Source organism: Pseudomonas sp. S2_E02 (assembly GCF_054668355.1).
The window spans coordinates 2,667,433-2,691,142 of sequence record NZ_CP162761.1; the positions used below are offsets into that span (position 1 = coordinate 2,667,433).

The 23,710-nt window shown below is 59.6% G+C and carries 23 protein-coding genes; 7 read left to right on the top strand and 16 right to left on the bottom strand.

Annotated elements, in window-relative coordinates; translation table 11 throughout:
* Positions 1–67: 67 nt before the first annotated feature.
* The 4 genes from AB4O01_RS11835 to AB4O01_RS11850 all read left to right on the top strand — a co-directional run bounded on the left by AB4O01_RS11835 (position 68) and on the right by AB4O01_RS11850 (position 5,334).
* On the top strand, positions 68–1,840 hold the full coding sequence (locus tag AB4O01_RS11835) for an N-acetylglutaminylglutamine amidotransferase (protein WP_460091862.1): 1,773 nt from the start codon (positions 68–70) through the stop codon (positions 1,838–1,840).
* 3 nt (positions 1,841–1,843) lie between these two features.
* Positions 1,844–3,589: an N-acetylglutaminylglutamine synthetase gene (gene ngg, locus AB4O01_RS11840; RefSeq protein ID WP_460091863.1), complete on the top strand. Its 1,746-nt coding sequence runs from the start codon at positions 1,844–1,846 to the stop codon at positions 3,587–3,589.
* Positions 3,590–3,745: 156 nt separating this feature from the next.
* On the top strand, positions 3,746–4,936 hold the full coding sequence (locus AB4O01_RS11845) for an osmoprotectant NAGGN system M42 family peptidase (RefSeq protein ID WP_016985987.1): 1,191 nt from the start codon (positions 3,746–3,748) through the stop codon (positions 4,934–4,936).
* Positions 4,937–5,106: 170 nt separating this feature from the next.
* Complete coding sequence (locus AB4O01_RS11850; RefSeq protein WP_003199186.1) at positions 5,107–5,334, top strand: YheU family protein; 228 nt, start codon at positions 5,107–5,109, stop codon at positions 5,332–5,334.
* Between the two features lie 5 nt (positions 5,335–5,339).
* On the opposite strand, the gene csrA is transcribed toward AB4O01_RS11850, so the two are convergent.
* The 3 genes from csrA to AB4O01_RS11865 all read right to left on the bottom strand — a co-directional run bounded on the left by csrA (position 5,340) and on the right by AB4O01_RS11865 (position 6,872).
* Positions 5,340–5,525, bottom strand: a complete 186-nt coding sequence (csrA, locus tag AB4O01_RS11855; RefSeq protein ID WP_016985988.1) for a carbon storage regulator CsrA — start codon at positions 5,523–5,525, stop codon at positions 5,340–5,342.
* A 135-nt stretch (positions 5,526–5,660) separates the two neighbouring features.
* Positions 5,661–5,993: a YnfA family protein gene (locus AB4O01_RS11860; RefSeq protein ID WP_460091866.1), complete on the bottom strand. Its 333-nt coding sequence runs from the start codon at positions 5,991–5,993 to the stop codon at positions 5,661–5,663.
* A gap of 63 nt (positions 5,994–6,056) precedes the next feature.
* Positions 6,057–6,872, bottom strand: coding sequence for an SDR family oxidoreductase (locus AB4O01_RS11865; protein WP_186620510.1), 816 nt, complete (start codon positions 6,870–6,872; stop codon positions 6,057–6,059).
* A 323-nt stretch (positions 6,873–7,195) separates the two neighbouring features.
* Between AB4O01_RS11865 and AB4O01_RS11870 the strand changes: the two genes are divergently transcribed.
* Positions 7,196–7,354 (top strand): DUF3309 family protein, encoded by a 159-nt coding sequence (locus AB4O01_RS11870; RefSeq protein WP_169432680.1) that lies wholly within the window; start codon positions 7,196–7,198, stop codon positions 7,352–7,354.
* A 74-nt stretch (positions 7,355–7,428) separates the two neighbouring features.
* Here the strand turns inward: AB4O01_RS11870 and AB4O01_RS11875 are convergent, their stop codons facing one another.
* The 10 genes from AB4O01_RS11875 to AB4O01_RS11920 form a co-directional block, all read right to left on the bottom strand.
* Entirely contained in the window at positions 7,429–9,522 is a 2,094-nt protein-coding gene (locus tag AB4O01_RS11875; RefSeq protein ID WP_460091869.1) for an LTA synthase family protein, read from the bottom strand.
* Between the two features lie 314 nt (positions 9,523–9,836).
* Positions 9,837–10,442 (bottom strand): START domain-containing protein, encoded by a 606-nt coding sequence (locus AB4O01_RS11880; protein WP_016985992.1) that lies wholly within the window; start codon positions 10,440–10,442, stop codon positions 9,837–9,839.
* Between the two features lie 41 nt (positions 10,443–10,483).
* Positions 10,484–10,738: a YkgJ family cysteine cluster protein gene (locus tag AB4O01_RS11885; RefSeq protein ID WP_007908349.1), complete on the bottom strand. Its 255-nt coding sequence runs from the start codon at positions 10,736–10,738 to the stop codon at positions 10,484–10,486.
* Positions 10,739–10,904: 166 nt separating this feature from the next.
* A complete protein-coding gene (locus tag AB4O01_RS11890) occupies positions 10,905–11,375 on the bottom strand; it encodes a translation initiation factor 2 (RefSeq protein ID WP_460091871.1) in 471 nt (156 codons plus the stop codon).
* Positions 11,376–11,454: 79 nt separating this feature from the next.
* Positions 11,455–12,894, bottom strand: a complete 1,440-nt coding sequence (locus AB4O01_RS11895; protein ID WP_016985994.1) for an aminotransferase-like domain-containing protein — start codon at positions 12,892–12,894, stop codon at positions 11,455–11,457.
* Positions 12,895–13,095: 201 nt separating this feature from the next.
* The gene (locus AB4O01_RS11900; RefSeq protein WP_093435353.1) at positions 13,096–13,908 is read right to left on the bottom strand and encodes an OmpA family protein; all 813 of its coding nucleotides are present in this window, start codon (positions 13,906–13,908) and stop codon (positions 13,096–13,098) included.
* Positions 13,905–14,261, bottom strand: a complete 357-nt coding sequence (locus tag AB4O01_RS11905) for a DUF4398 domain-containing protein (RefSeq protein ID WP_460091873.1) — start codon at positions 14,259–14,261, stop codon at positions 13,905–13,907. The genes AB4O01_RS11900 and AB4O01_RS11905 overlap by 4 nt, the downstream gene beginning before the upstream one ends.
* A gap of 9 nt (positions 14,262–14,270) precedes the next feature.
* The gene (locus tag AB4O01_RS11910; RefSeq protein WP_095048587.1) at positions 14,271–15,092 is read right to left on the bottom strand and encodes a substrate-binding periplasmic protein; all 822 of its coding nucleotides are present in this window, start codon (positions 15,090–15,092) and stop codon (positions 14,271–14,273) included.
* A gap of 80 nt (positions 15,093–15,172) precedes the next feature.
* Complete coding sequence (locus AB4O01_RS11915; protein ID WP_093435361.1) at positions 15,173–16,102, bottom strand: electron transfer flavoprotein subunit alpha/FixB family protein; 930 nt, start codon at positions 16,100–16,102, stop codon at positions 15,173–15,175.
* Entirely contained in the window at positions 16,103–16,852 is a 750-nt protein-coding gene (locus tag AB4O01_RS11920; protein ID WP_007908338.1) for an electron transfer flavoprotein subunit beta/FixA family protein, read from the bottom strand.
* A 548-nt stretch (positions 16,853–17,400) separates the two neighbouring features.
* On the opposite strand from AB4O01_RS11920, the gene AB4O01_RS11925 reads away from it, so the two are divergent.
* Positions 17,401–19,065: an electron transfer flavoprotein-ubiquinone oxidoreductase gene (locus AB4O01_RS11925; protein ID WP_016985998.1), complete on the top strand. Its 1,665-nt coding sequence runs from the start codon at positions 17,401–17,403 to the stop codon at positions 19,063–19,065.
* Between the two features lie 184 nt (positions 19,066–19,249).
* Here the strand turns inward: AB4O01_RS11925 and AB4O01_RS11930 are convergent, their stop codons facing one another.
* On the bottom strand, positions 19,250–20,140 hold the full coding sequence (locus AB4O01_RS11930) for an AraC family transcriptional regulator (protein WP_460091875.1): 891 nt from the start codon (positions 20,138–20,140) through the stop codon (positions 19,250–19,252).
* Positions 20,141–20,332: 192 nt separating this feature from the next.
* On the opposite strand from AB4O01_RS11930, the gene AB4O01_RS11935 reads away from it, so the two are divergent.
* Entirely contained in the window at positions 20,333–21,385 is a 1,053-nt protein-coding gene (locus tag AB4O01_RS11935; RefSeq protein WP_093435364.1) for an NAD(P)-dependent alcohol dehydrogenase, read from the top strand.
* Here AB4O01_RS11935 and AB4O01_RS11940 read toward each other — a convergent pair.
* Positions 21,382–22,185 carry an IclR family transcriptional regulator gene (locus AB4O01_RS11940; RefSeq protein ID WP_093435365.1) on the bottom strand — a complete coding sequence of 268 codons (804 nt, stop codon included), beginning with the start codon at positions 22,183–22,185 and terminating at the stop codon, positions 21,382–21,384. The genes AB4O01_RS11935 and AB4O01_RS11940 overlap by 4 nt on opposite strands.
* A gap of 61 nt (positions 22,186–22,246) precedes the next feature.
* Complete coding sequence (locus tag AB4O01_RS11945) at positions 22,247–23,557, bottom strand: MFS transporter (RefSeq protein WP_093435366.1); 1,311 nt, start codon at positions 23,555–23,557, stop codon at positions 22,247–22,249.
* Positions 23,558–23,710: the final 153 nt, after the last annotated feature.

Sequence of the window (23,710 nt, forward strand, 5' to 3'; positions counted from 1 at the left end):
TCTGAGTACCGGCCATTTCGGCCGCTGAAGAAACACCCTCCCCAACGGAAAAACCGGTAAGGACTTTATGTGCGGATTAGCTGGCGAGTTACGTTTTGATCAACAACCTGCAGACCTTGCAGCGATCGAGAGAATCACCCATCACCTGGCCCCTCGCGGCCCCGACGCGTGGGGCTTCCATGCCCAAGGGCCGATTGCCCTGGGTCACCGTCGCCTGAAAATCATGGACCTGTCGGACGGCTCGGCGCAGCCGATGATCGACAGCCAGTTGGGCTTGTCCCTGGCCTTCAACGGCGCGATCTACAACTTCCCGGAACTGCGTGCCGAACTTGAAGCGCTGGGTTACGCGTTCTACTCCGGTGGCGACACCGAAGTACTGCTCAAGGGCTACCACGCCTGGGGCGAAGCGCTGCTGCCGAAGCTCAATGGCATGTTCGCGTTTGCCATCTGGGAACGCGACGCCAAACGCCTGTTCATCGCCCGCGACCGTCTCGGCGTGAAGCCGTTGTACCTGTCGCGCACCGGTCAGCGTTTGCGCTTTGCTTCGGCCTTGCCGGCGCTGCTCAAGGGCGGCGACATCAACCCGATCCTCGATCCGGTGGCGCTCAATCATTACCTGAATTTCCATGCCGTGGTCCCCGCGCCACGCACCCTGCTGGCCGGCATCGAAAAACTGCCACCGGCGACCTGGATGCGCGTTGAAGCCGATGGCACCACCGAACAGAAAACCTGGTGGACCCTGCCTTACGGCCCACACGATGATGAGAAAAATCTGACCCTCGAAGATTGGGTTGATCGCGTCCTCGACAGCACCCGCGAAGCGGTGGCGATTCGTCAACGCGCGGCAGTGGATGTCGGTGTGCTGCTGTCCGGCGGCGTCGATTCGAGCATGCTCGTCGGCCTGTTGCGTGAAGTCGGCGTCGACAACCTTTCGACCTTTTCCATCGGTTTCCAGGATGCCGGCGGCGAACGCGGTGACGAATTCCAGTACTCGGATCTGATCGCCAAACACTACGGCACTCAGCATCATCAACTGCGCATCGACGAGAAAGAGATCATCGAGCAATTGCCCGCCGCGTTCCGCGCGATGAGCGAGCCGATGGTCAGCCATGACTGCATCGCCTTCTATCTGCTGTCGCGCGAAGTGGCCAAGCATTGCAAAGTGGTGCAGAGCGGCCAGGGTGCTGACGAGTTGTTCGCCGGTTATCACTGGTACCCGCAAGTCGACGGCGCGGCCGATCCGTACGCGGCGTATCGCAACGCATTTTTCGACCGCAGCTACGACGACTACGCCGCCACCGTGCAGCCGAAATGGCTGACCGCGAACGATGCTGCCGGCGACTTTGTGAAAGAACATTTCGCCCAGCCCGGCGCCGAGGCGGCGGTGGACAAAGCCCTGCGTCTGGACAGCACGGTGATGCTGGTCGACGACCCGGTTAAACGCGTCGACAACATGACCATGGCTTGGGGTCTGGAGGCGCGTACGCCGTTTCTCGACTATCGGCTGGTGGAACTCTCGGCCCGAGTGCCTGGCCAATTCAAGCTGCCTGACGGCGGTAAACAAGTGCTCAAAGAAGCCGCGCGCCGAGTCATCCCGAGTGAGGTGATCGACCGTAAAAAAGGTTACTTCCCGGTGCCGGGCCTCAAGCACTTGCAGGGCGACACGCTGAACTGGGTGCGCGAGTTGCTGCTCGATCCGAGTCAGGATCGCGGTCTGTTCAATCCGGCCATGCTCGACAAATTGCTGACCGATCCGCAAGGCCAACTGACGCCGTTGCGCGGTTCGAAGTTGTGGCAACTGGCTGCCCTGAACCTGTGGCTCAGTGAACAAGGAATCTGATCGATGAAACCCCACGCCACAGCCATCAACCAACGGCTGCTACGCGGTCAGACGCCGTCCTATGAACGCTTGCAGGCGCGTCTGGCCGAAGACGGCAGCACGTTGGCCGCCGACCCTATCGCCGTCCATTGCGGCTGGGGCCGGTTGCTGATCGGCCACACGTTTCCCGACCCGGCATCGCTGGCACAGGAGCTGCTCAAAGAACAGCCCGGCGAGCGTGATATCGCGTTGTACGTCGCGGCGCCGCAGCAGATCCTCGGCCTGGAACCGACGCAACTGTTTCTCGACCCGTCGGACACCTTGCGCCTGTGGTTCAGCGATTACCGCCAGGCCACCCGTGTGTTTCGCGGCTTTCGTATTCGCCGCGCGCAGAGTGAGGCGGACTGGCAGGCGATCAATCTGTTGTATCAGGCGCGCGGCATGTTGCCGATCGATGCCACGCGGCTCACTCCGCATCATCAGGGCGGCCCGGTGTACTGGCTGGCCGAGGATGAAGACAGCGGCGCGGTGATCGGCAGCGTCATGGGCCTGAACCATCAAAAGGCTTTCAACGACCCGGAAAACGGCAGCAGCCTGTGGTGCTTGGCGGTTGATCCGCAATGCTCGCGGCCGGGTGTTGGTGAAGTGCTGGTGCGGCACCTGATCGAGCACTTCATGAGTCGCGGCTTGAGCTATCTGGATCTGTCGGTTCTGCATGACAACCGGCAGGCGAAAAACCTCTACGCCAAGCTCGGCTTTCGCAATCTGTCGACCTTCGCCATCAAGCGCAAAAACGGCATCAACCAGCCGCTGTTTCTCGGCCCGGGGCCGGAGGCGCAGTTCAACCCGTATGCGCGGATCATCGTTGAAGAAGCTCATCGACGCGGTATCGACGTGCAGGTGGATGACGCCGATGCCGGGCTGTTCACCCTCAGCCACGGCGGGCGTCGCGTACGTTGCCGCGAATCGTTGAGCGACCTGACCAGCGCGATCAGCATGAGCCTGTGCCAAGACAAAAGCCTGACCCACAAAGTGCTCAAAGGCGCCGGACTGAACCTGCCCTCGCAGCAACTGGCCGGTAATGCCGACGACAATCTGGCCTTCCTCGATGAGCATCAACGGGTGGTGGTCAAACCGCTCGACGGTGAACAGGGCCAAGGCGTGGCGGTGGATTTGCAGAGCATCGAAGAGGTGCAGCAAGCCATCGAAGCGGCGAAGCAATTTGACAGCCGCGTGCTGCTCGAAAGCTTCCACGAAGGGCTTGATCTGCGGATTCTGGTGATTGGCTTTGAAGTGGTGGCGGCGGCGATTCGCAAGCCGGCGGAAGTGGTCGGCGATGGCCAGCATTCGGTGGGCGCGTTGATCGAGGCGCAGAGCCGTCGTCGGCAAGCGGCGACCAGTGGCGAAAGCAAGATCCCGCTGGATCACGAAACCCAGCGCACCCTGCATGCGGCCGGTTATGACTACAGCAGCATTCTGCCGGCCGGCGAGCACCTGTTTGTGCGGCGTACGGCGAATCTGCACACCGGCGGCACGCTGGAAGATGTCACCGCAATCCTGCACCCGACGCTGGTCGATGCAGCGGTACGGGCGGCGCGGGCGCTGGACATTCCGATGGTCGGCCTCGACTTGATGGTGCCGGCGGCGGATCAACCCGAGTACGTGTTTATCGAGGCCAACGAACGTGCCGGTCTGGCCAACCATGAGCCGCAGCCGACGGCGGAGCGCTTTGTCGATTTGTTGTTTCCGCACAGTCAGCCGGCTATTTAACCCTTTCCTGATCGTTCCCACGTCGAGGCGTCGAACCGTCTGCATGGGAACGCCTCACCGGACGCTCTGCGTCCACTCTTGGGACGCAGAGCGTCCCCGGCTGCATTCCCACGCAGAGCGTGGGAACGATCAGCGCTCAACCCATCAGGAGTTTCCATGACCACGCAAATCCCCGAACCGGATCTCAACTACCTGCAAAAAGTCCTGCTGGAAATGCTCGCCATTCCCAGCCCCACCGGGTTTACCGACACCATCGTGCGTTACGTCGCCGAGCGTCTGGAAGAGCTCGGCATTCCCTTTGAAATGACTCGACGCGGTACCATTCGCGCCACGCTCAAAGGCAAGAAGAACAGCCCCGACCGCGCCGTTTCCGCGCACCTGGACACCATCGGCGCCGCCGTTCGTGCGATCAAGGACAACGGCCGCTTGACCCTCGCCCCGGTCGGCTGCTGGTCGAGCCGCTTTGCCGAGGGCAGCCGCGTCAGCCTGTTTACCGACAACGGCGTGATTCGCGGCAGTGTCTTGCCGCTGATGGCGTCCGGGCATGCCTTCAACACTGCCGTTGATGAAATGCCGATCAGTTGGGATCACGTCGAACTGCGTCTGGATGCCTACTGTGCGACCAAGGCTGACTGCGATTCGCTGGGCATCAGCATCGGCGACGTGGTGGCATTCGATCCGCTGCCGGAATTCACCGAAAGCGGTCACATCAGCGCCCGTCACCTCGATGACAAGGCCGGCGTTGCGGCGCTGCTCGCGGCACTCAAAGCCATCGTCGACAGCGGCCAGGAGCTGATGATCGACTGCCACCCGCTGTTCACCATCACCGAGGAAACCGGCAGCGGCGCGGCGGCGGCGCTGCCGTGGGACGTCAGCGAATTCGTCGGCATCGACATCGCGCCGGTCGCTCCCGGCCAGCACTCCAGCGAGCATGCGGTGAGTGTGGCGATGCAGGATTCTGGCGGCCCGTACGATTATCACCTGTCGCGACATTTGCTGCGTCTGGCCGGTGAAAACGAACTGCCGGTGCGCCGCGACCTGTTCCGCTATTACTTCAGCGATGCGCACTCGGCGGTGACCGCCGGCCACGACATCCGCACCGCCCTGCTCGCGTTTGGCTGCGATGCGACCCATGGGTATGAGCGCACGCACATCGACAGTCTGGCGGCGTTGAGTCGTTTGCTGGGCGCTTATATTCTGAGCCCGCCGGTGTTCGCCAGCGATGCGGCGCCAGCGAATGCTTCACTGGATCGCTTCAGTCATCAGATTGAGCATGACACACAGATGGAGAGCGATACGCGAGTACCGTCGGTGGACAGTCTGGTGGGGCAGCGTAACGATAGTTAGATCATCGTTGTTTGGAATACCGCTATCGCGAGCAGGCGAAGGCCTACCTTTGGAATGCGTTCCCCTGCAGGAGTGAGCCTGCTCGCGATGAGGTCGGTACAGGCAACACAAAACTGGCAGGCAAACCGCAATCGCCGTAGCATCCCGCCATTGATTCAGCCGAGGTGCCCATGCTTATTCCCCACGACCAACTTGAAGTCGACACCCTCACCCGCCTCATCGAGGATTTCGTCACCCGCGACGGCACCGACAACGGTGATGACACGCCGCTGGAAACCCGCGTGCTGCGCGTGCGTCAGGCATTGACCAAAGGCCAGGCGCTGATCGTCTTCGACCCGGAAAGCGAGCAGTGCCAGTTGATGCTCAAGCACGACGTGCCCAAGCACCTGTTCGACTGAAATCCTCAGCGAACTTTCTGCGTGGCTTGCTTGCGCTGAATCCGCTCATAGACCTCCGCGCGGTGCACGTTGACCTTTTGTGGCGCCTCGACGCCAAATCGCACACTGGCACCGTTCACTGACAGAACGCGCAAGGTGATGTCATCACCGATTGAAATCAACTCACCAACGACACGGCTGAGTACAAGCATGAGATTCGTCCTTCAGGGTTAGCGAACCCTGAAGATGCGCGGCTTGCCGCGCCTCTTCAATGCACGGCGAGCAAATCAGTTTTGCCTTACACCCATGCTCGCCCTGAGCTGTCAGACGCTTCCCACAAAAGACCTTCAGACAGCAGAAAAGCGTGGCCCGAACAGAATCACGCTGGCGCCGATCACGCACAGCGCCACGCCGATCCAGTCCGAACCCAAGGGACGCACGCGCTCGACCACCATCAGCCAGCCAATCGAAGTGACAATGTAGATGCCGCCATAAGCGGCGTAGGCACGACCGGCATAGTTGGCTTCAACACGGGTCAGCAACAGTGCGAACAGGGTCAGGCTGAGCAGCGCAGGAATCACCCACAACGCACTTTTGCCCTGACGCAGCCACATGAAGAAGGCGAAACATCCGGCGATTTCAAACAGCGCCGCGAGAAAGAACCACAGGTAATTGAGCATTGATGCGTCTCGACAAGGTGACCAGTGCGGCCACCCTAACGACGCTGTCTGCAACGGGCAAGGTCAGCCGTTGTTCTGTTTGGCTTTGGCGCGCATCTTCTCCGCCATTGAAGTCATTTCGTTGTAGAGCAGTTGCGGGTTCTTCTGCTTCAGCGCCCAGGCCATGCGCCCTTGTTCGTGGGGCAGGATCATGAACTCGCCAGCGGCGACTTGCTGATAGATGTAGTCAGCGATATCCGCCGCCGTAATTGGCGAACTTTCCAGCAACTTGCCGACCTGCGCTTTCATCGCCGGGGTCGGCCCACGGAACGAATCGAGCAAGTTGGTCTGGAAGAACGAGGGGCAGACCACGTGCACGCCGACTTCCTGCTGCGCCAGTTCGATCAGCAGACTTTCCGACAGTGCTACCACGCCGGCCTTGGCCACGTTGTAGTTGCTCATCGCCGGGCCTTGCATCAGTGCCGCCATGGAGGCGATGTTGATGATTTTGCCTTTGCTTTGTTCAAGCAGTGGCAGGAACGCCTTGCAGCCCTTGACCACGCCCATCAGGTTGATCGCGATCTGCCAGTCCCAGTCTTCCAGCGACAGTTCGCTGAAAAAGCCACCCGAGGCCACGCCGGCGTTGTTGACGATGATGTCGATGCCGCCGAGCTTCACTTCACAGGCCTGAGCGAACGCGGTGAGCTGGCTGTAATCACGCACATCGCAGCGCTGGGTAAAACCGTCGCCGCCCGCCTCGCGGACCATTTTCAGGGTTTCCTGCAGACCGGGTTCGCTGACGTCGGACAAGGCCAGTTGCCAGCCTTCACGGGCCCAGCGCAGCGCGATTTCGCGACCCAGGCCCGAGCCCGCACCAGTGATCATCATGCGATTTTGCATAGCAGACAGCCTTGTTGTTCCGGGGAAGATGCGCGGAGTGTAGCGAAGGATCAGCGCGCGCCCACGCTCCATCAAGTTGCTGAATGGAGGATCAAAAGATCGCAGCCTTCGGCAGCTCCTACATGGATTCCGGCAGGCGCTGTCGAGTGAAACGAGGCGGCGAACTTTTCGCTGTAAAGGAAATAAGCGAGCGATCCAAATACATTAAAAAAACATTGAATTTTCTTTCATGCACACCGGTCGGAATTTGTAAGCCGTCTGGAATTACTTAGTCTCCAGTCGCCCTTGAATACCAAGACTTCTCGAACGCTATCAACAAGGAAATCGACATGGGCACAATTCTAATCATTATCCTGATCCTGTTGCTGATCGGTGGTCTGCCGGTCTTCCCGCACTCCAGAAGTTGGGGTTATGGTCCTTCGGGCATTATCGGCGTGGTGTTGGTGGTGCTGTTGGTGCTGCTGTTACTCGGTCGGATATAACGCTTCAAGCGCAAAAAAAGAGGCCCTGTTCAGGGCCTCTTTTTTATTGCGTGGATTTTACTGTCGGCAAGCGATCAATCAGGCTTGCCGTTGATGACACCGGCAGTGTTGTCCATCAGGCTTTTGGTCGCCGTTTGCAGGAACGCTTCGAGTTTGAGTTTCAACTCGGCAGTGCGCGGTGCATTCGGAACGATCTCGGCATGTGGATTGGCACCCAACTGGTATTGCCAGATCTTCGGCCCCATTTCCTTGTCCTTCGGCAGGACCAGAATCTGGTCGGCGGTGACGATGGCAGTGGTCTGCTCGCTGCCCGACGGCTTGATCACCCCGAAACCGGTGTCGCCTTCCGGCAGATTGAGCAGGTCACGGCCCCAGCACTGATGACGCACTTCGCCACCGAGACGGCCCATGATGGTCGGCACAATGTCGATCTGCGTCCCCACGGTGTGGTCACGGGTGCCGAACTTCTCCTGAATACCAGGCGCGATCATCAGCATCGGCACGTTGAAGCGGCCCAAGTCCATTTCGGTGATCTGGCGCTCGTTGCCGAAGCCGTGGTCGCCGACGATGACGAACAGGGTTTCCTTGAAGTACGGCTCTTTGCGCGCCTTCTCGAAGAACTGACCCAGCGCCCAGTCGGCGTAGCGCATGGCGGTCAAGTGTTCGTTGAGGCTGCCGCGATCGGTCACACGCTCGACCGGCAATGGCGTCGGCAAGGCGTATGGCGTGTGGTTGGACAGCGTTTGCAGCAAGGCATAGAACGGCTTGCCGTTTTCACGCTTCTTCAACTCGATCAGACCACGATCGAACATGTCCTGATCGGACACGCCCCAGGTCGGGTCGGAGAAGACCGGGTTGACGAAGTCGTTACGACCAACGAAGTTGGTCATGCCCTGGTTGCTGAAGAAGCCCGACTGGTTGTCCCAGGCGAAGTCGCCGTTGTACACGTAGACGTCGTCATACTTGCGCGTGCTGAGCAGCTGCGGCAGGCCGGAGAGCTTGTGGCTGCCTTCCGGGGTCTGCATCAGGTATTCGAAACCTGGCAGATTCGGGAAGCAGGCCATCGTCGCGAACATGCCCTGGTGGGTGTGCGTACCGTTGGAGAAGAAGCGGTCGAACAGCAAGCCTTCCTTTGACAGTTTGTCCAGGTATGGCGTGATGTTGCCCGGCGCACCCAGCGCACCGACCGAGTGACCGGCCATGCTTTCCATCAGGATCACGACAACGTTCTTGATCGGCAGGGTCTTGTCGGCCGGTGGCGTGTATTCACGGCGTACGGCGGCGATATCGGCATCGACCAGTTTGTCGTCCGGCATCAGCAGCATATCGCGCACGACCTTCTGCGCTTGCTCCTGCGGCAGTGTAGCTTTCCAGATGTTGTTGCGGTCTTCGCCCATACGGTCCTTGGCGGCCGCGATCAGCGACAGCGTGCCGTTGAGGCCGAGCTGGTTGGCGAAGTTGGAGTCGGTGGTGTACACGTCACCCCAGCGCAGTGGCGGGCCTTGACGCAAGGTGCCGCGGGCGGCAACTACACAGATCAACAGGCAGACCACGAACACCGCCAGACGGGTGTACCACGGCGCAACTTGACGGGTACCGACACTGCCACCGCTGAACGGGCCGCGCGGACGCGTGGCACGGTCGGCGCCTTTGAACGCGAGGGTCAGAATGACGGTGCCGATCACCCACGCGAGCAGGTAGCGCACCACCGGAAAACCGTACCAGAGCATGCTCATCACGGTTTTCGGGTCTTCTTTCACGTACTGGAACACCAGGCCGTTGAGGCGCTGGTGGAACTCGCGGTAGAAGTCCATCTCCATCAGGCCGAGGAACAGCGCGATGCTTGAGGCGATGGTCAGCCACAAGCGGAAGAAGCCGCGTGCGGCCATGGCGCGGGCACTGAACAGCGCCAGTACCAGCGGAATGCACACGTAAACCACCAGGCGCAGGTCGAAACGCAGGCCGTTGGCGAAGGCTTCGAGGAAGGTCGAAGCCGGGGTGTCGAGGATCATCTCGCGGTTGTAGACCAGCAGCGCGAGGCGCAGCACGGAAAACATCACCATCATGACCAGCGCGCAAAGCAGCGTGTAGGCCAGATGCGATTTGACGGTCGGTTGCAGCAGGCGAGCAGAAGATCGCTGCTGATTCAGGGCGTCCGGGTTTGCCATGTCGTTTTAGGACCCATTGGAAGTTGAAGTTGCAAAAATACAGCGGCGCCAGGCCCTCTATTGGTCATTCCAGACCCCGGGGCTTGCGCGGTGCGCAAATGTTGCACGATCACCCGCACCATTGCCATTGATTACTGCCCTGCCGCCCGACACTTTCATTTAGTGCAGCCGCGAACCGGGGCAGCGTGCAAACAGCGCGGGCGAATTGTCAGGAACACTTTGTGAAAATTTCGTGCAACGCATATCTGGAAACACAATATAGATACAAAACAAAACGCCCCGAATCGATCGGGGCGTTTTGTTGCAACGCGAGATTACTTCTCGGCGCGTTCTTTCAAGGCTTTGAGGGTATTGAACGGTGCATCGACGACAAACTTGTTGGCAATCATCGACGGCACGCTACCACCCGGCTCGGTATGCACCTGATAGGTCACTTCAACCTGATCACCTTTGGGTACGAATTTCCAGAAGCCTTTGACCTGCGCTACACGGACAAAGCCTTTCTCTTCCGGAATGTACTTGGGCAGACCTTCGAGGTTACGGGTCAGGCTGCCATCGGCGCCTTCAACGGTGGTGATGTGCAGCACCGAATCACGCGGGGTCACCGGCCAAGGCGTGTTGAACTGGGTGTAGGTCCAGCTCTGATCGCCCTCGTGCTTGAGCAGTTTCTGGGTCTTGCATTCGTGAATCCAGGCGCACGCGCCGGAGACGTCTTCCTGCAGTGCGCGCAGTTTGGCGACGGTGGTTTTCATCAGCGCAACGCCCTGGTAGGACTTGTAGTCCGAACCTGGCACTTCACTCAGGGACACCTTGATGCCGTCCTCGTTCTTGGCGACTTTCCAGTCTTCAGCCTGAGCGACGGAGGTAGCCAGCACAGCGGTCAAACCACACAACACAGCGATACGATGCAGCGAACCCATAGTCTTATTCCTTATTGTTGAAGTTCCGTTCGTTTGACACATCACGCCGCCGTCATCTGCTCCCACCAGCCAATCAGCCTGATCGCTTCTTCCGAGCTGCTGCCACAGACTTCGACATCCGCCGCAAAGCCGGAACAGACTGCCGGGCGCTCGGGGCGGCCGAAAATGCTGCACAGGTTTTCGACCGAGAGTTGCACGCAACGTTCGCCGGCAGGTTTGCCATCAGGCATGCCGGGAATTGGCGAACTGATGGAAGGGGCAATGCAGCAAGCGCCACAGCCTTCACGGCATTTCATGACGAACAATTCCTCGCGACGGGCGATGTGTAAAAGGGACGCGGAACAGAGTAACCGCTAAAACGGCTGTTTTAAATTCCCTGAACCGGGGTTTTTACCGATAACTGAATGTGACTGACCAGTCTCCGACAAAGCGTCTGGTCTGCGGGTCACAGATGGCCTGCAGTCACTGCTTGAATTCAAAATCCAGCGCCGCACCTTCGACTTCACGGCGCTCTTCGTTGCGCAGTTGCAACTGCATTTCGTTGCTGAGCAAACGTCCGTTGAGCTGGAAGCCGTTGTTCTTCTCGCCAAACATCTGCGGCAGGATCGGCTCGCGCTTGGGCAATTCAACCGTGCCCTTGGGCTTCAATTCCTCGACCATGTCTTTGGGCAGGCTCAAATCGAGTTTGGCCGACGGCAACTTGGTTTTTACCACTTCACTGGCGGGTTTCGATTTCGAGGCGATTGGCTTGCGCTTCTTGATGACTTTTTGCTGAGGTTTCTTCGCCGGAGCTGCCTTCTGCGCTGGCGTGTTTTTTTTCGCCGGGCTCGTCGCCGCCGGTTTTTCCTGAGCCGCAGCGGCCACGACGCCAGGCGCATGACCGATCATCAGCAAACCCAGCAAAACCCAAGCGGCAGGAGCAATCGCTTTCATGAACCCAACAGTGGCAAACGGCAGATGGCCATATGCTCGCTTGTTGGGCGCCACAAGACAAGCATCAGCCACCGCTCGTTCAGAATCCGCCAGCGGTTTCCTGACACAGTTGCGTCGCCAGCAAGCCAAGGGTCATCAACGCCCGCTCCGCCTCGCGGTTCCACGGAATCCCGCAGTTCAGGCGAATACAGTGGTTGAACTGCTCGGTATTACTGAAGATCAGTCCCGGCGCAATGCTGATGCCCTGCTGCAGGGCGCGCACATGCAATTCCTGAGTATTCACCCTACCCGGCAAGCTCACCCAGAGGATGAAACCGCCCGTAGGCCGGGTCATTTGCGTGCCTTCGGGGAAGTACTGCTGCACCGCCAACTGGAACGCGCTGAGGTTTTTTCGGTATTCCTGGCGGATGTACCGTAAATGCCGGTCATAACCGCCGTTTTCCAGATAAGCGGCAATCGCCATCTGCGTCACGCTGCACGCCGAGTGGGTGCTGAAGGTCTGCAGGCGCTGGATTTCCTGCTGATATTTGCCAGCGATCATCCAGCCGATGCGCACACCAGGTGACAAGGTTTTGGAGAAGCTCGAACAGTAGATCACCCGATCCAGTCGGTCATAAGCCTTGAGCGCTTTGGTTTTGCCCTGCTCGAACATCAACTCGCCGTAGATGTCGTCTTCGACAATCTGGATGTCGAAGTCCGAGGCCAGACGCAGCAACTGTTTCTGCCGCTCTTCGGGCATGGTGCCGCCCAGTGGATTGCTCAGGCGCGTGGTCAGCACCAGCGCTTTGATCGACCATTGGTTGGCGGCCAGTTGCAGCGCTTCGAGGCTCATGCCAGTGGCCGGATCGCTAGGGATTTCGATGACCTTCAAGCCGAGCAGATCGGCCAATTGCAGCAAACCGTAATAGGTCGGTGATTCGGCGGCGATCAGATCGCCCGGCCGGGTCAGCACACGCAAAGACATCTGCAAGGCATCGACACAACCGTGGGTGATGACCACTTCCGACGGATCGACCACCACACCGGCGTCGCGCATGCGGATCGCCACTTGCCGGCGCAGCGGCTCAAAACCGGGGCTGAACATGTAGCTGAAAGCACGCGGACTATGGAAGCGGGTGACCTTGGCCAGTTGCTGATGCAGTGCGCGCACTGGCAGGTAATCGACACTCGGCACGGCCGCACCGAGCGGGAACACACCTTCGCGGCGTGATTCGACCAGAACCTGTTGAATGATGCTGCTGCGGGTAACCAGCCCCGGCCGCTCGACACGGGCGATGTCCGGTGTCGGCGCCGTCAGTGCCGGCGTCTGGTGCACGTAATAACCGGACTGCGGGCGCGCCCGAATCAGCCCCTGATCTTCGAGATTGGCGTAAGCCTGCAACACCGTCGCATGGCTGACGTTGAGCTGCGAACTCATCTTGCGCACCGAAGGCACGCGCTCCCCCGGTTGATAGACCCCACGGCGGATGTCTTCGGCCAGTTGCTGAGCAATACGTTGGTAGAGCAAGAGATTGGTCATGACGCAGCACTCGATTTCACGGGCATTTTATTCTTGTGTGAAACAATACCGGAACAGTTTAGAAGTGTACTGGGACAGTTGCCACATTACTCGACCATACAGTGCGGTGTCTGCCCCCTACTGTACGGATTGCGAGCCAATCGACAGACGTAAAAAAGCCCGGCACTGCATGACAGCCCGGGCTTTCCAGAGACGCAACCCTTAACGGGCGGCGCCGAGCTGGCCTTTTTCATCGGAGAAGACAATTTCAACCCGACGATTCTGTGCCCGCCCACGCTCGGAAGCGTTGGCGTCCACCGGGTATTCGTCGCCGTAGCCTTCGACCTGAATGCGTTTGTCGTCGATGCCCAGGTCCATCAGCACGTCCGCCACCGATTGTGCGCGGTCACGGGACAGCTTGAGGTTCTCCTGTTTGCCGCCGGTGCTGTCGGTGTAGCCCTCGATGCGCACTACACGTTTGGGGTTCAGTTGCAGGAACTGGACGATTTTCAGCACAACACGGTTGGCCGAGTTTTTCAGCTCTGCTTCACCGGTGTCGAACAGTACATCGCCGAGGGTCATCACCAGACCACGGTCGGTCTGCGTGGTGGCCAGTGCAACGATCTGTTCCTCGAGCCATTTACCCTGCTGCTGCACGCTGAGCAACTTGGATTCACGCAGGGCCAGTTGCAAGCGCTGGCGATCCAGTTCGAGCTTGGCCGCGCGCTCTTCGTTGAGCACCTGATTGGTGTGCTCGCGGGCAATTTCGCTGTAACGCTGGCTCAGGTAGGCGTAGTGCACAACATCGGAACCGCTGCCCCAATAGGTCGACAGGCGATCGGCACGGGCCAGCGACTCACCGGCGCGGATCACATCTTTCGGCGCGATGCGCAGCACGTTGGAGTCTTCCTTGACCTTCTGGAAGTCGGCGCTGGCTTCTTGCAGAGCGGATTCGCTGTGTTGACCGGCGCAGCCGTACAGGCTGACGCAACCGGCGAGGATCAGGCCGCCGACAACTTTCGATTTGAGGCTCATTGGGCATCTCCCAGTTGCTTGCGCAGACGGACGATGCGGGTGTTAAGCACATTCACCTGTTCTTGACTTTTTTGCGTCAGCACTTTGGCTTCGGCCAGACGTGCATCCAGTTCAGCCTGTTCCGAACGCATACGCGCGTTCCGATAGGACTGGTCAGCCATGTTGCCTTTGGCGCGGTTGTACTTGGTTTCGGCCAGTTTCATTTCCGGCACTTCATCGGCGGTGGCGCCAACAGCCTTGGCCTGGGTGATGGCTTGCTCGGTCAGGCGCATTTGTTCATTGGGTGCCGGATCGGTCGCGCAACCGGCCAGGGCCAGAACGGCCACAGCCGCGAAAAAAGGTCGAATACTCACTAAGAATCCCTACTGTTTTGGGGCACTGACGGGTTGTGGCGGCTGTTGCTGCTGCGCCTTCCAGCGCTCGATATTGCGTTGCAGCGCGGCTTCCGTCAGTCCGGACGCGGGCAATTCTGTCATCTTTTTGGCCAACTGTCCGCGCAACCACGGATCGTTGCATGCCGAGTTATGCGAAACTGCGAGGAACAGCCCCGGCCGGTCGACCGGTTGCTCGAACACCAACAGGTCATTGGCCATACCCAATGCCTGCGCGGCGGCCATGCCCGAGTAGCGGCCGGCGAGTACATATTCCACTTCGCCCAAGAGCAATTTCTGTAGCGCCTGAGTGAGGTTGGCTGTCCGGGTCAGGGTCAGATTCTGCTCGGCGAAAGTGCCAAATGCCTGGGTCATACGAGACTTTTCCGACAACGCACCGACGTGACCGTGCAGGTCTTTGGCCTCGCTGTAGACCAGCGTCGAGCCTTTGCGGGTCCACACCAGATAGTCGTTTTCCAGCAACGGCGGATGGATGTAGTCGAGGTTTTCCAGCTCATTGAGGGTCAGCGGCGCGTCGGCGAGCATGTCCATGCGCCCGCTGCGCACTTCATCGAGGGCTTGCGAACGTTTGCCGGCGTAGAGCAATTCGACTTTGATGCCGAGGTCTTTGGCGACTTGTTGCAGCAGATCAGCGCTGGCACCGATCAACTGCTTGGGATTCTGCGGGTCCTGCCACAGGTACGGCGGCGCATCCGGGCTACCGGTGACGACGAGGCGCTCGCATTTGCCCGCGGCCATCGCCAACCCCGGCAACAGGGCCAACCCCAACAACCATCCGCAACGCAGATCCATGGCAAAACGCTCCCACTCAAATCCGAGACAAAAAAAAGCCCGACCAAAAGGTCGGGCTCTTTATAAGTGAAGCCGCTGGATTAGACCAGCTTCTCCAGCTCAGGGACGGCTTCGAACAGATCCGCCACGAGACCGTAATCGGCCACCTGGAAGATCGGCGCTTCTTCGTCCTTGTTGATCGCAACGATCACTTTGGAGTCTTTCATACCGGCCAAGTGCTGGATCGCGCCGGAGATACCGACGGCAATGTACAGCTGTGGCGCAACGATCTTGCCGGTCTGACCGACCTGCATGTCGTTCGGTACGAAACCTGCGTCGACGGCGGCGCGCGAAGCCCCCACCGCAGCGCCCAGCTTGTCGGCCAGAGCGTACAGATGCTTGAAGTTGTCGCCGTTCTGCATGCCGCGGCCGCCGGAAACGACGATCTTGGCAGCGGTCAGCTCAGGACGATCGGACTTGGCCAGTTCTTCGTTGACGAAGCTGGAAGTGCCGGCGTTGTGCGCAGCAGCAACAGCTTCAACGGCAGCCGAACCACCTTCAGCGGCAACCGGGTCGAAACCGGTGGCACGCACGGTGATCACTTTGATCGCAGCGGTCGACTGCACGGTAGCGATAGCGTTACCGGCGTAGATCGGACGTTTGAACGTGTCAGCGCTTTCGACCGAGATGATCTCGGAGATCTGGTCAACGTCCAGCTGCGCAGCAACGCGCGGCAGGATGTTTTTGCCGTTGGAGGTGGCGGCAGCCAGGATGTGGCTGTAACCAGCGCCCAGCTCAGCTACCAACGGAGCAACGTTTTCCGGCAGCTGATGCGCGTAAGCCGCGTTGTCAGCATTCAGGACTTTGCTCACGCCAGCGATTTTCGCTGCGGCTTCAGCCACGGCGCCAGCGCCTTGACCTGCAACCAGAACGTGGACGTCGCCGCCGATTTTGACCGCAGCAGCCACGGTGTTCAGTGTGGCCGGGGCCAGCACTTTGTTGTCGTGTTCAGCAATAACCAAGATAGTCATTTAGATTACCTTCGCTTCGTTTTTCAGTTTCTCGACCAATTCAGCTACCGACTTAACCTTGATGCCCGCGCTGCGTGCAGCCGGCGCTTCGACTTTCAGGGTCTTGTTGGTGGAGGCGGTGGAAACGCCCAAAGCGTCCGGAGTCAGCACTTCGAGAGGCTTCTTCTTGGCTTTCATGATGTTTGGCAGGGACGCGTAGCGCGGCTCGTTCAAACGCAGGTCGGTAGTGACGATTGCCGGCAGTTTCAGGGAAACCGTCTGCGCGCCGCCGTCGATTTCACGGGTCACGGCAACGCTGTCGCCGGAGACTTCGACTTTCGAGGCGAACGTGCCCTGACCGTAGCCGCTCAGTGCAGCAAGCATCTGGCCGGTCTGGTTGTTGTCGCTATCGATCGCCTGTTTGCCGAGGATAACCAGTTGCGGCTGTTCCTTGTCGACCACAGCCTTGAGCAGCTTGGCCACGGCGAGCGAGGTCAGATCTTCAGCGGATTCGACGAGGATGGCACGGTCGGCACCCAGAGCCAGTGCGGTACGCAGTTGCTCCTGAGCGGTGGTCGGGCCGATGGAGACGACGACGATTTCAGTCGCAACACCTTTCTCTTTCAGGCGTACGGCTTCTTCCACTGCGATTTCGCAGAACGGGTTCATCGACATCTTGACGTTGGCGAGATCGACGCCGGAATTGTCCGCCTTGACGCGAACCTTGACGTTGTAATCCACAACGCGTTTGACAGCTACAAGAACCTTCATGGATTCCTCGTTACTCTCCGGTGAAAAGAAAGTCGCCTAGGCGAACCTGGCGGTTGATGCTCATCAGGCTAAAGGGCACCTCTAAAAACGCCGACTTGGGTGTCTGGTGGCTGCACAGTGTGAGGACCTGCGACCGTTCGTCAGGGGTGACCGACGAGTCATTGATCTTCACGCTGTGTAAACTGCGCGCCGGACTGCGCTGCGCATCACCTTCTACTGCCTGTGCCCTGTCTTTAGACGTGCTCTTGAAACCGCCAGTCTGCCTACGACGAGCGCAAAACCGCCCGTATCTTGACCGGAACGCCTATTCCGGTCAATACAGCAAAATGACCATTCATAAGCCGCGCTTCTTTGATTTCTCTGGGCTGGAGCCGATTCAAACAAACGTTTGTATTGGACGCTCGGAGTGGTGTAGATATAATGCGCCGCCTAGAGAGAAAGGTCGGTCTCCAATATTCCCCTTGACGTTAACGTAAAGGAATAGCGGATGCGACATCAAACCTCCAAATTAGAAAAAAAACTGTTGAGCCTTGAGTAGGAGATAGCCTGTGGAACGCGAATACATGGAATTCGACGTGGTCATCGTCGGTGCCGGCCCCGCTGGCCTGTCCGCCGCCTGCCGTCTGAAGCAGAAGGCCGCCGAAGCCGGTAAGGAAATCAGCGTCTGCGTGGTCGAAAAAGGCTCCGAAGTCGGCGCACACATCCTGTCCGGTGCCGTATTCGAACCACGCGCTCTGAACGAACTGTTCCCGGACTGGAAAGAACTCGGCGCACCGCTGAACACGCCAGTGACCCGCGACGATATTTTCGTGCTGAAAAACGCCGAAAACGCGCAAAAAATTCCGGACTTCTTTGTGCCCAAGACCATGCACAACGAAGGCAACTACATTATTTCCCTCGGCAACCTGTGCCGCTGGCTCGCCCAGCAGGCTGAGAACCTCGGCGTGGAAATCTACCCGGGTTTCGCCGCTCAGGAAGCACTGATCGACGAACAAGGCGTAGTGCGCGGGATCATCACTGGTGATCTGGGCGTCGACCGCGAAGGCAACCCGAAAGAAGGCTTGTACACCCCGGGCATGGAACTGCGTGGCAAGTACACGCTGTTCGCCGAAGGCTGCCGTGGCCACATCGGCAAGCAACTGATCAAGCGCTACAACCTCGACAGCGATGCCGACGCCCAGCACTACGGCATCGGCCTGAAAGAAATCTGGGAAATCGACCCGGCCAAACATCAACCAGGCCTGGTGGTGCATACCGCCGGTTGGCCGCTGGACATCATGGGCACCGAAAACACCGGTGGCTCGTTCCTCTATCACCTGGAAAACAACCAGGTGGTGGTTGGTCTGATCGTTGACCTGTCCTACAGCAACACTTACCTGTCGCCGTTCGACGAGTTCCAGCGCCTCAAGCATCACCCGGTGCTGGCGCAGTACCTGGAAGGCGGCAAGCGCATCAGCTACGGCGCGCGCGCGATCTGCAAAGGTGGCCTGAACTCGCTGCCGAAAATGGTCTTCAAGGGCGGCGCGTTGATCGGCTGCGACCTCGGCACCCTGAACTTCGCCAAGATCAAGGGCAGCCACACCGCGATGAAGTCCGGCATGCTCGCCGCAGAATCCGTGGCTGACGCGCTGTTCGCGGAAAAGGACGGCACTGAAGAGCTGACCACTTACGTCGACGCGTTCAAGAAGAGCTGGCTTTACGACGAACTGTTCGCCAGCCGTAACTTCGGCCCGGCGATCCACAAGTTCGGCGCCATCGTTGGCGGCGGTTTCAACTGGCTGGACCAGAACATCTTCGGCGGCAAACTGCCGTTCACCCTGCACGACACCAAGCCGGACTACGCCTGCCTCAAGCTCGCCGCCGACTGCAAAAAGATCGACTACCCGAAACCCGACGGCAAACTCAGCTTCGACAAACTGAGCTCGGTGTTCATCTCCGGTACCAACCACGAAGAAGAGCAGCCGTGCCACCTGAAGCTGACCGACCCGAGCATCCCGATCAGCAAGAACCTGCCGCTGTACGACGAACCGGCGCAGCGCTACTGCCCGGCCGGTGTGTACGAAGTGATCACCAAGGAAGACGGCGAGAAGCGCTTCCAGATCAACGCGCAGAACTGCGTGCACTGCAAGACCTGTGACATCAAGGACCCTTCGCAGAACATCACCTGGGTCACGCCGGAAGGCGCTGGCGGCCCGACTTACCCAAATATGTAAGTCGAACCGCTGAACATCAAGGCTCCCGAATCGGGGGCCTTTTTGTTGCCCAAAATTCCTCTGACACCACAAAACAACTGTGGGAGCGAGCCTGCTCGCGAAAGCGGTGTGTCATATAAAAATGATGTCGACTGATGCACCGCATTCGCGAGCAGGCTCGCTCCCACAGGGGATTATCGTCTAATCAGGCAGCGCGCTCGTCACCCGGACTATGCTCAAAGTAACGCTTGTACTCGCGGCTGAATTGCGAAGTACTCTGATACCCCACCCGATGCGCCACCTGCGCCACACCCAGGCCTTCGGCGACCAACAACGTCTGCGCCTTCAGTAACCGCAGGCGCTTCAGATACTGCACCGGCGACAACAACGTGCTGCGTTTGAAATGCTCATGAAAGGTCGACACGCTCATGTTCGCGCAACCGGCCAGCGTTTCAACGTTCAACGGCTCGGTGTAATGCGCATGCAGATGACTGATCGACGCCGCCACCCGCGCGAATTGCCCTTGCTGCTCGACCAATGCCCGCAACACATCCGCCTGCGGCCCACGCAACGCGACAAACAACAACTCCCTTACCCGCGCCGGCCCGAGAATCTGACATTCCAGCGGATCGTGCAGGCAACTGAGCAAGCGCTCGACGCAACCGCGCATGGCAGCGTCGAGCACCACCGAGGTCATCGACTCCGGCGTCTGCGCCGGGATATGCCGGCCCGGCGCCAGCCCCATGGCCAGCACCAGCTCACCGAGCAAGACCCGGTCGATCGCCACCGAAACACCGAGCAACGGCGCATCCGGCAAGGCAAACGTCTCGCATTCGAACGGCACCGGCAGCGCCTGAATCAGATAATGCCCGGCGCCGTACTCCATGGTGCGCGGCCCGAGAAACGCCAGTTTGCTGCCCTGGGCGATGATCATCAGGCTCGGTTCGTAAATGTGCGGGCCACGGGCAACGTCGCAACTGGCACGCAACACCTGCACACCCGGCAGCCCGGTCTGGCTGTAACCATCGCGCAGCGCCAGCGGTTCAATAAGCGAAACCAGCCGGGCATTGGCATCAAGATGACGGGTCAACTGCATCGAATTGCTCTTCACAAAAAATCACGAAAATAAGGGATGAAAGCATCATCGCAGATCCTTTTGCCAATGCGACCGATCAAACCCGCATGCCGGAGGATTAGGCATGAGACCCGGAGGAATCGTCATGGCCGGACCGACAGTTGGCGCCCAGAATGCGCCGCCTCACTTGTTCCTGCTTTTGCGAGGTTTCACATGTACACCGCCATCGGTTATGCCGCCCAATCGGCCACCACCCCCCTCGCCCCGATGAAATTCGAACGCCGCAGCCCTCGCGCCGACGACGTAGCGATCGAGATCCTCTATTGCGGCGTCTGCCACTCCGACATCCACCAGGCGCGCAACGAATGGGGTATCGCCGTTTACCCGTTGATGCCCGGCCACGAGATCGTCGGCAAAGTCACCGCCGTTGGTGCGAACGTCACCCGACACAAAGTAGGCGATCTGGTCGGCGTCGGCTGCATGGTCGACTCGTGCCGCACCTGTGAAGCCTGCCAGTCGAACCTTGAGCAATATTGCCTCGAAGGTCCGACCATGACCTATGCCACCCCGGACCGGGTCGACGGCAGCAACACCATGGGCGGTTATTCGGACAGCATCGTCGTCAGCGAACACTTCGTCGTGCGCATCCCGGAGAAACTGGCACTCGCCAGCGCCGCGCCGATTCTCTGTGCCGGCATCACCACCTACTCGCCGCTCAAGCACTACGGTGTAAAAGCGGGCGACAAGGTCGGGATTCTCGGCATGGGCGGTCTGGGCCACATGGGCATCAAGTTCGCAAAGGCCATGGGCGCCGAAGTCACGCTGTTCACCCGCTCGGCGAGCAAGGCTGAAGAAGGTCGTCGTCAGGGCGCCGATCACGTAATCGTTTCCACCGACGCCGAGCAAATGAAAGCCGCTGCCGGTTACTTCGACTTCCTGCTCGACACCATTCCGGTGCAGCACGACCTCAACCCGTACCTCGACACCCTGCGGTTCGACGGCGTGCACATTCTGGTCGGCCTGATCGAACCGATTGATCCACCGGTACACGCAGGCAAACTGGTGATGAGCCGTCGCGTGCTGGCCGGCTCGTTGATCGGTGGCGTCGCAGAAACCCAGGAAGTGCTGGATTTCTGCGCCGAACACAACATTACTTGCGACATCGAAATGCTCGACATCCGCCAGATCAACGAGGCTTACGCCCGGATGATTGCCGGTGACGTGAAGTACCGCTTCGTGATCGACATGGCAACGCTCAAGGTTTAAATCTTCAGACCGAGTTCCGCCGAGAGCCGGGCTGTGACCCCTTTGATCAGGGGAATCAGCTCGGCCATTTTTTCCAGCGGCATGTACGGCACGGTGCTGGCGATACTGATCGCCGCCACGATGCCCTTACTCGCATCACGAATCGGCGCCGCCACGCAGCGGATCGACGGTTCGTTGTCTTCCAGATCGAATGCGTAGCCACCGGCGACGTACTCGGTCATGCGCTGCTCAAGCTGCTCCCACGACTGCTGAGGATGCTGCGGCCAGAACTGACTCTTCCCACCTGCCGGCAGACTGATGTCGTAGAGACGCTGCCAATCTTTCGGCGAGTCATCGAGCATTAACGCCTTGCCGATACCGGTGCGCGCCAGCGGCATGCGATGGCCGACCCGCGAACGCATTTCCGGGCCGTTGCGCCCCGGATTTTTCAGCAGATACAACACTTCATCGCCTTCGCGAATGCCCAAGTGCACGGTGTCACCAGTCAGCGCCGACAACTCGTCCAGATACGGCCCGGCCAGGGTCACCAGCGGCAACTCCTCACGCGCCTGGAAACCCAGTTCGATCAGCTTCGGTCCGAGCAGGTAACCGATTTGCGGCACCACGCGCAGATAGCGCTCATCCACCAGGCAACTGGCCAGACGATGGGTGGTGCTGCGCGTGGTACCGATCAGCCGGGCAATCTCCTTGAGATCGCGGGCGCCACTGGCCACCGCTTGCACCACACCCAAGCCACGCAACAGCGTCTGGGTGCCGGTGGGCGCGGCGTCCTTGGTTTTTTCCGGGGCGTCTTCCTGCATATCCAGCCTTTTACCGTTGAGCGAGGGAACGGGCGGCATTATGGTCGCCCGACGCAGACCACTACAACTCGATACGCTCGACCTTGCCGACCAGCAGCACATAGGACAACGCACCGACCAAGGCGAGCACCGCGATGTAGGTGATCGCCGGCGCGAACGAATCGCCGCTGGCAAGGAAGCCAATCACGATCGGCGTGGCGATCGCCGACAGGTTGCCGATGAAGTTGAACACCCCGCCGGTCAGCCCGAGCAACCGTGCCGGCGCCAGCGTCGACACCAGCGACCAGGTGATCGAGGCCAGACCGTTGCCGAAAAATGCCAACGCCAGAAAGGCAATCACCAGCGGCGTCGATTCAACAAAATTGGCACCAATGATCGAAGTGGAAATCAGCAGCCCGCCAATGATCGGCAGCTTGCGCGCAAAACCAACCGTGCAGCCGCGACGGATCAGCAAGTCGGAAAAGAATCCCGAGCACAGCACGCCAATGAACGCAGCGAGAAACGGCAGCGATGCCAGCAGGCCGGACTTGATGAAGTCCATGCCGCGATATTTCACCAGATAGGTCGGGAACCACGTCAGGAAAAACCACAGCGTCGAGTTCAGGCAAAACTGGCCGAGGTAGATGCCCCACAATTTGCGCTTGGTCAGGACGATGCCCAAATCGGTCCAGCTGAATTTGGCTTTGACCTTGGCGGACTCTTGCTGAATATCGACCAGACCACCGCCCTCGCGGATCAAGTCGATTTCGGCTTCATTGGCGCCTTTGAAATCCCGTGGCTCGCGATACACCGCGTACCAGATTGCCGCCCAGATAATGCCGACGGCGCCGGTGGCGACGAACACCATGTGCCAGCCGAACTCATGTTGCAGCCAAGCGAGTACCGGAGTGAGAAATGCCAGGCCGACAAATTGTCCGGAGGTGTAGAAGCCGATGGCCGTGGCGCGCTCACGCTCGGGGAACCAAGTGGTGACCACGCGACTGTTGATCGGATAAGCCGGCGCTTCCAGCGCACCGACCGCCATGCGCAACACGAACAGCGCAATGAAGCTGGCCGCGAAACCGAGCATCACCGTGGCAATCGACCACAACAGCAGCGCAACGCTGTAAAGAATGCGCGGCGGCACGCGATCGACCAGCCAGCCGCCAGGGATCTGCATGGCGGCGTAGGTCCAGCCGAATGCGGAAAAGATCAGACCGACGTGAATCGGGTCGATGCCCAGCTCACTGGTCAGCGCCGGTGCGGCAATCGACAGGTTGCTGCGGTCGAGGTAGTTGATGACCACGGTGATAAACAGCAACACCATGATGAAAAACCGCTTGCGGCTAGGCGTGACTAAAGACGCCTGCCCGGTGAGGGTTTGCGGTTGCATGGGGAGAGCCTCTTTTTATGTTTATTGAGGTCGGCCTGAGGCCTGATCGTTCCCACGCTCCGCGTGGGAATGCAGCCGGGGACGCTCCGCGTCCCAAAAGCGCACGCAGAGCGTCCATTGAGGCATTCCCACGCAGAGCGTGGGAACGATCTC

Bases quoted from the DNA above. Each gene is read 5' to 3' on its own strand.
- AB4O01_RS11835 (WP_460091862.1), top strand. From the start codon at position 68: ATGTGCGGATTAGCTGGCGAGTTACGTTTTGATCAACAACCTGCAGAC.
- ngg (WP_460091863.1), top strand. From the start codon at position 1,844: ATGAAACCCCACGCCACAGCCATCAACCAACGGCTGCTACGCGGTCAG.
- AB4O01_RS11845 (WP_016985987.1), top strand. From the start codon at position 3,746: ATGACCACGCAAATCCCCGAACCGGATCTCAACTACCTGCAAAAAGTC.
- AB4O01_RS11850 (WP_003199186.1), top strand. From the start codon at position 5,107: ATGCTTATTCCCCACGACCAACTTGAAGTCGACACCCTCACCCGCCTC.
- csrA (WP_016985988.1), bottom strand. From the start codon at position 5,525: ATGCTTGTACTCAGCCGTGTCGTTGGTGAGTTGATTTCAATCGGTGAT.
- AB4O01_RS11860 (WP_460091866.1), bottom strand. From the start codon at position 5,993: ATGCTCAATTACCTGTGGTTCTTTCTCGCGGCGCTGTTTGAAATCGCC.
- AB4O01_RS11865 (WP_186620510.1), bottom strand. From the start codon at position 6,872: ATGCAAAATCGCATGATGATCACTGGTGCGGGCTCGGGCCTGGGTCGC.
- AB4O01_RS11875 (WP_460091869.1), bottom strand. From the start codon at position 9,522: ATGGCAAACCCGGACGCCCTGAATCAGCAGCGATCTTCTGCTCGCCTG.
- AB4O01_RS11880 (WP_016985992.1), bottom strand. From the start codon at position 10,442: ATGGGTTCGCTGCATCGTATCGCTGTGTTGTGTGGTTTGACCGCTGTG.
- AB4O01_RS11885 (WP_007908349.1), bottom strand. From the start codon at position 10,738: ATGAAATGCCGTGAAGGCTGTGGCGCTTGCTGCATTGCCCCTTCCATC.
- AB4O01_RS11890 (WP_460091871.1), bottom strand. From the start codon at position 11,375: ATGAAAGCGATTGCTCCTGCCGCTTGGGTTTTGCTGGGTTTGCTGATG.
- AB4O01_RS11895 (WP_016985994.1), bottom strand. From the start codon at position 12,894: ATGACCAATCTCTTGCTCTACCAACGTATTGCTCAGCAACTGGCCGAA.
- AB4O01_RS11900 (WP_093435353.1), bottom strand. From the start codon at position 13,908: ATGAGCCTCAAATCGAAAGTTGTCGGCGGCCTGATCCTCGCCGGTTGC.
- AB4O01_RS11910 (WP_095048587.1), bottom strand. From the start codon at position 15,092: ATGGATCTGCGTTGCGGATGGTTGTTGGGGTTGGCCCTGTTGCCGGGG.
- AB4O01_RS11915 (WP_093435361.1), bottom strand. From the start codon at position 16,102: ATGACTATCTTGGTTATTGCTGAACACGACAACAAAGTGCTGGCCCCG.
- AB4O01_RS11920 (WP_007908338.1), bottom strand. From the start codon at position 16,852: ATGAAGGTTCTTGTAGCTGTCAAACGCGTTGTGGATTACAACGTCAAG.
- AB4O01_RS11930 (WP_460091875.1), bottom strand. From the start codon at position 20,140: ATGCAGTTGACCCGTCATCTTGATGCCAATGCCCGGCTGGTTTCGCTT.
- AB4O01_RS11935 (WP_093435364.1), top strand. From the start codon at position 20,333: ATGTACACCGCCATCGGTTATGCCGCCCAATCGGCCACCACCCCCCTC.
- AB4O01_RS11940 (WP_093435365.1), bottom strand. From the start codon at position 22,185: ATGCAGGAAGACGCCCCGGAAAAAACCAAGGACGCCGCGCCCACCGGC.
- AB4O01_RS11945 (WP_093435366.1), bottom strand. From the start codon at position 23,557: ATGCAACCGCAAACCCTCACCGGGCAGGCGTCTTTAGTCACGCCTAGC.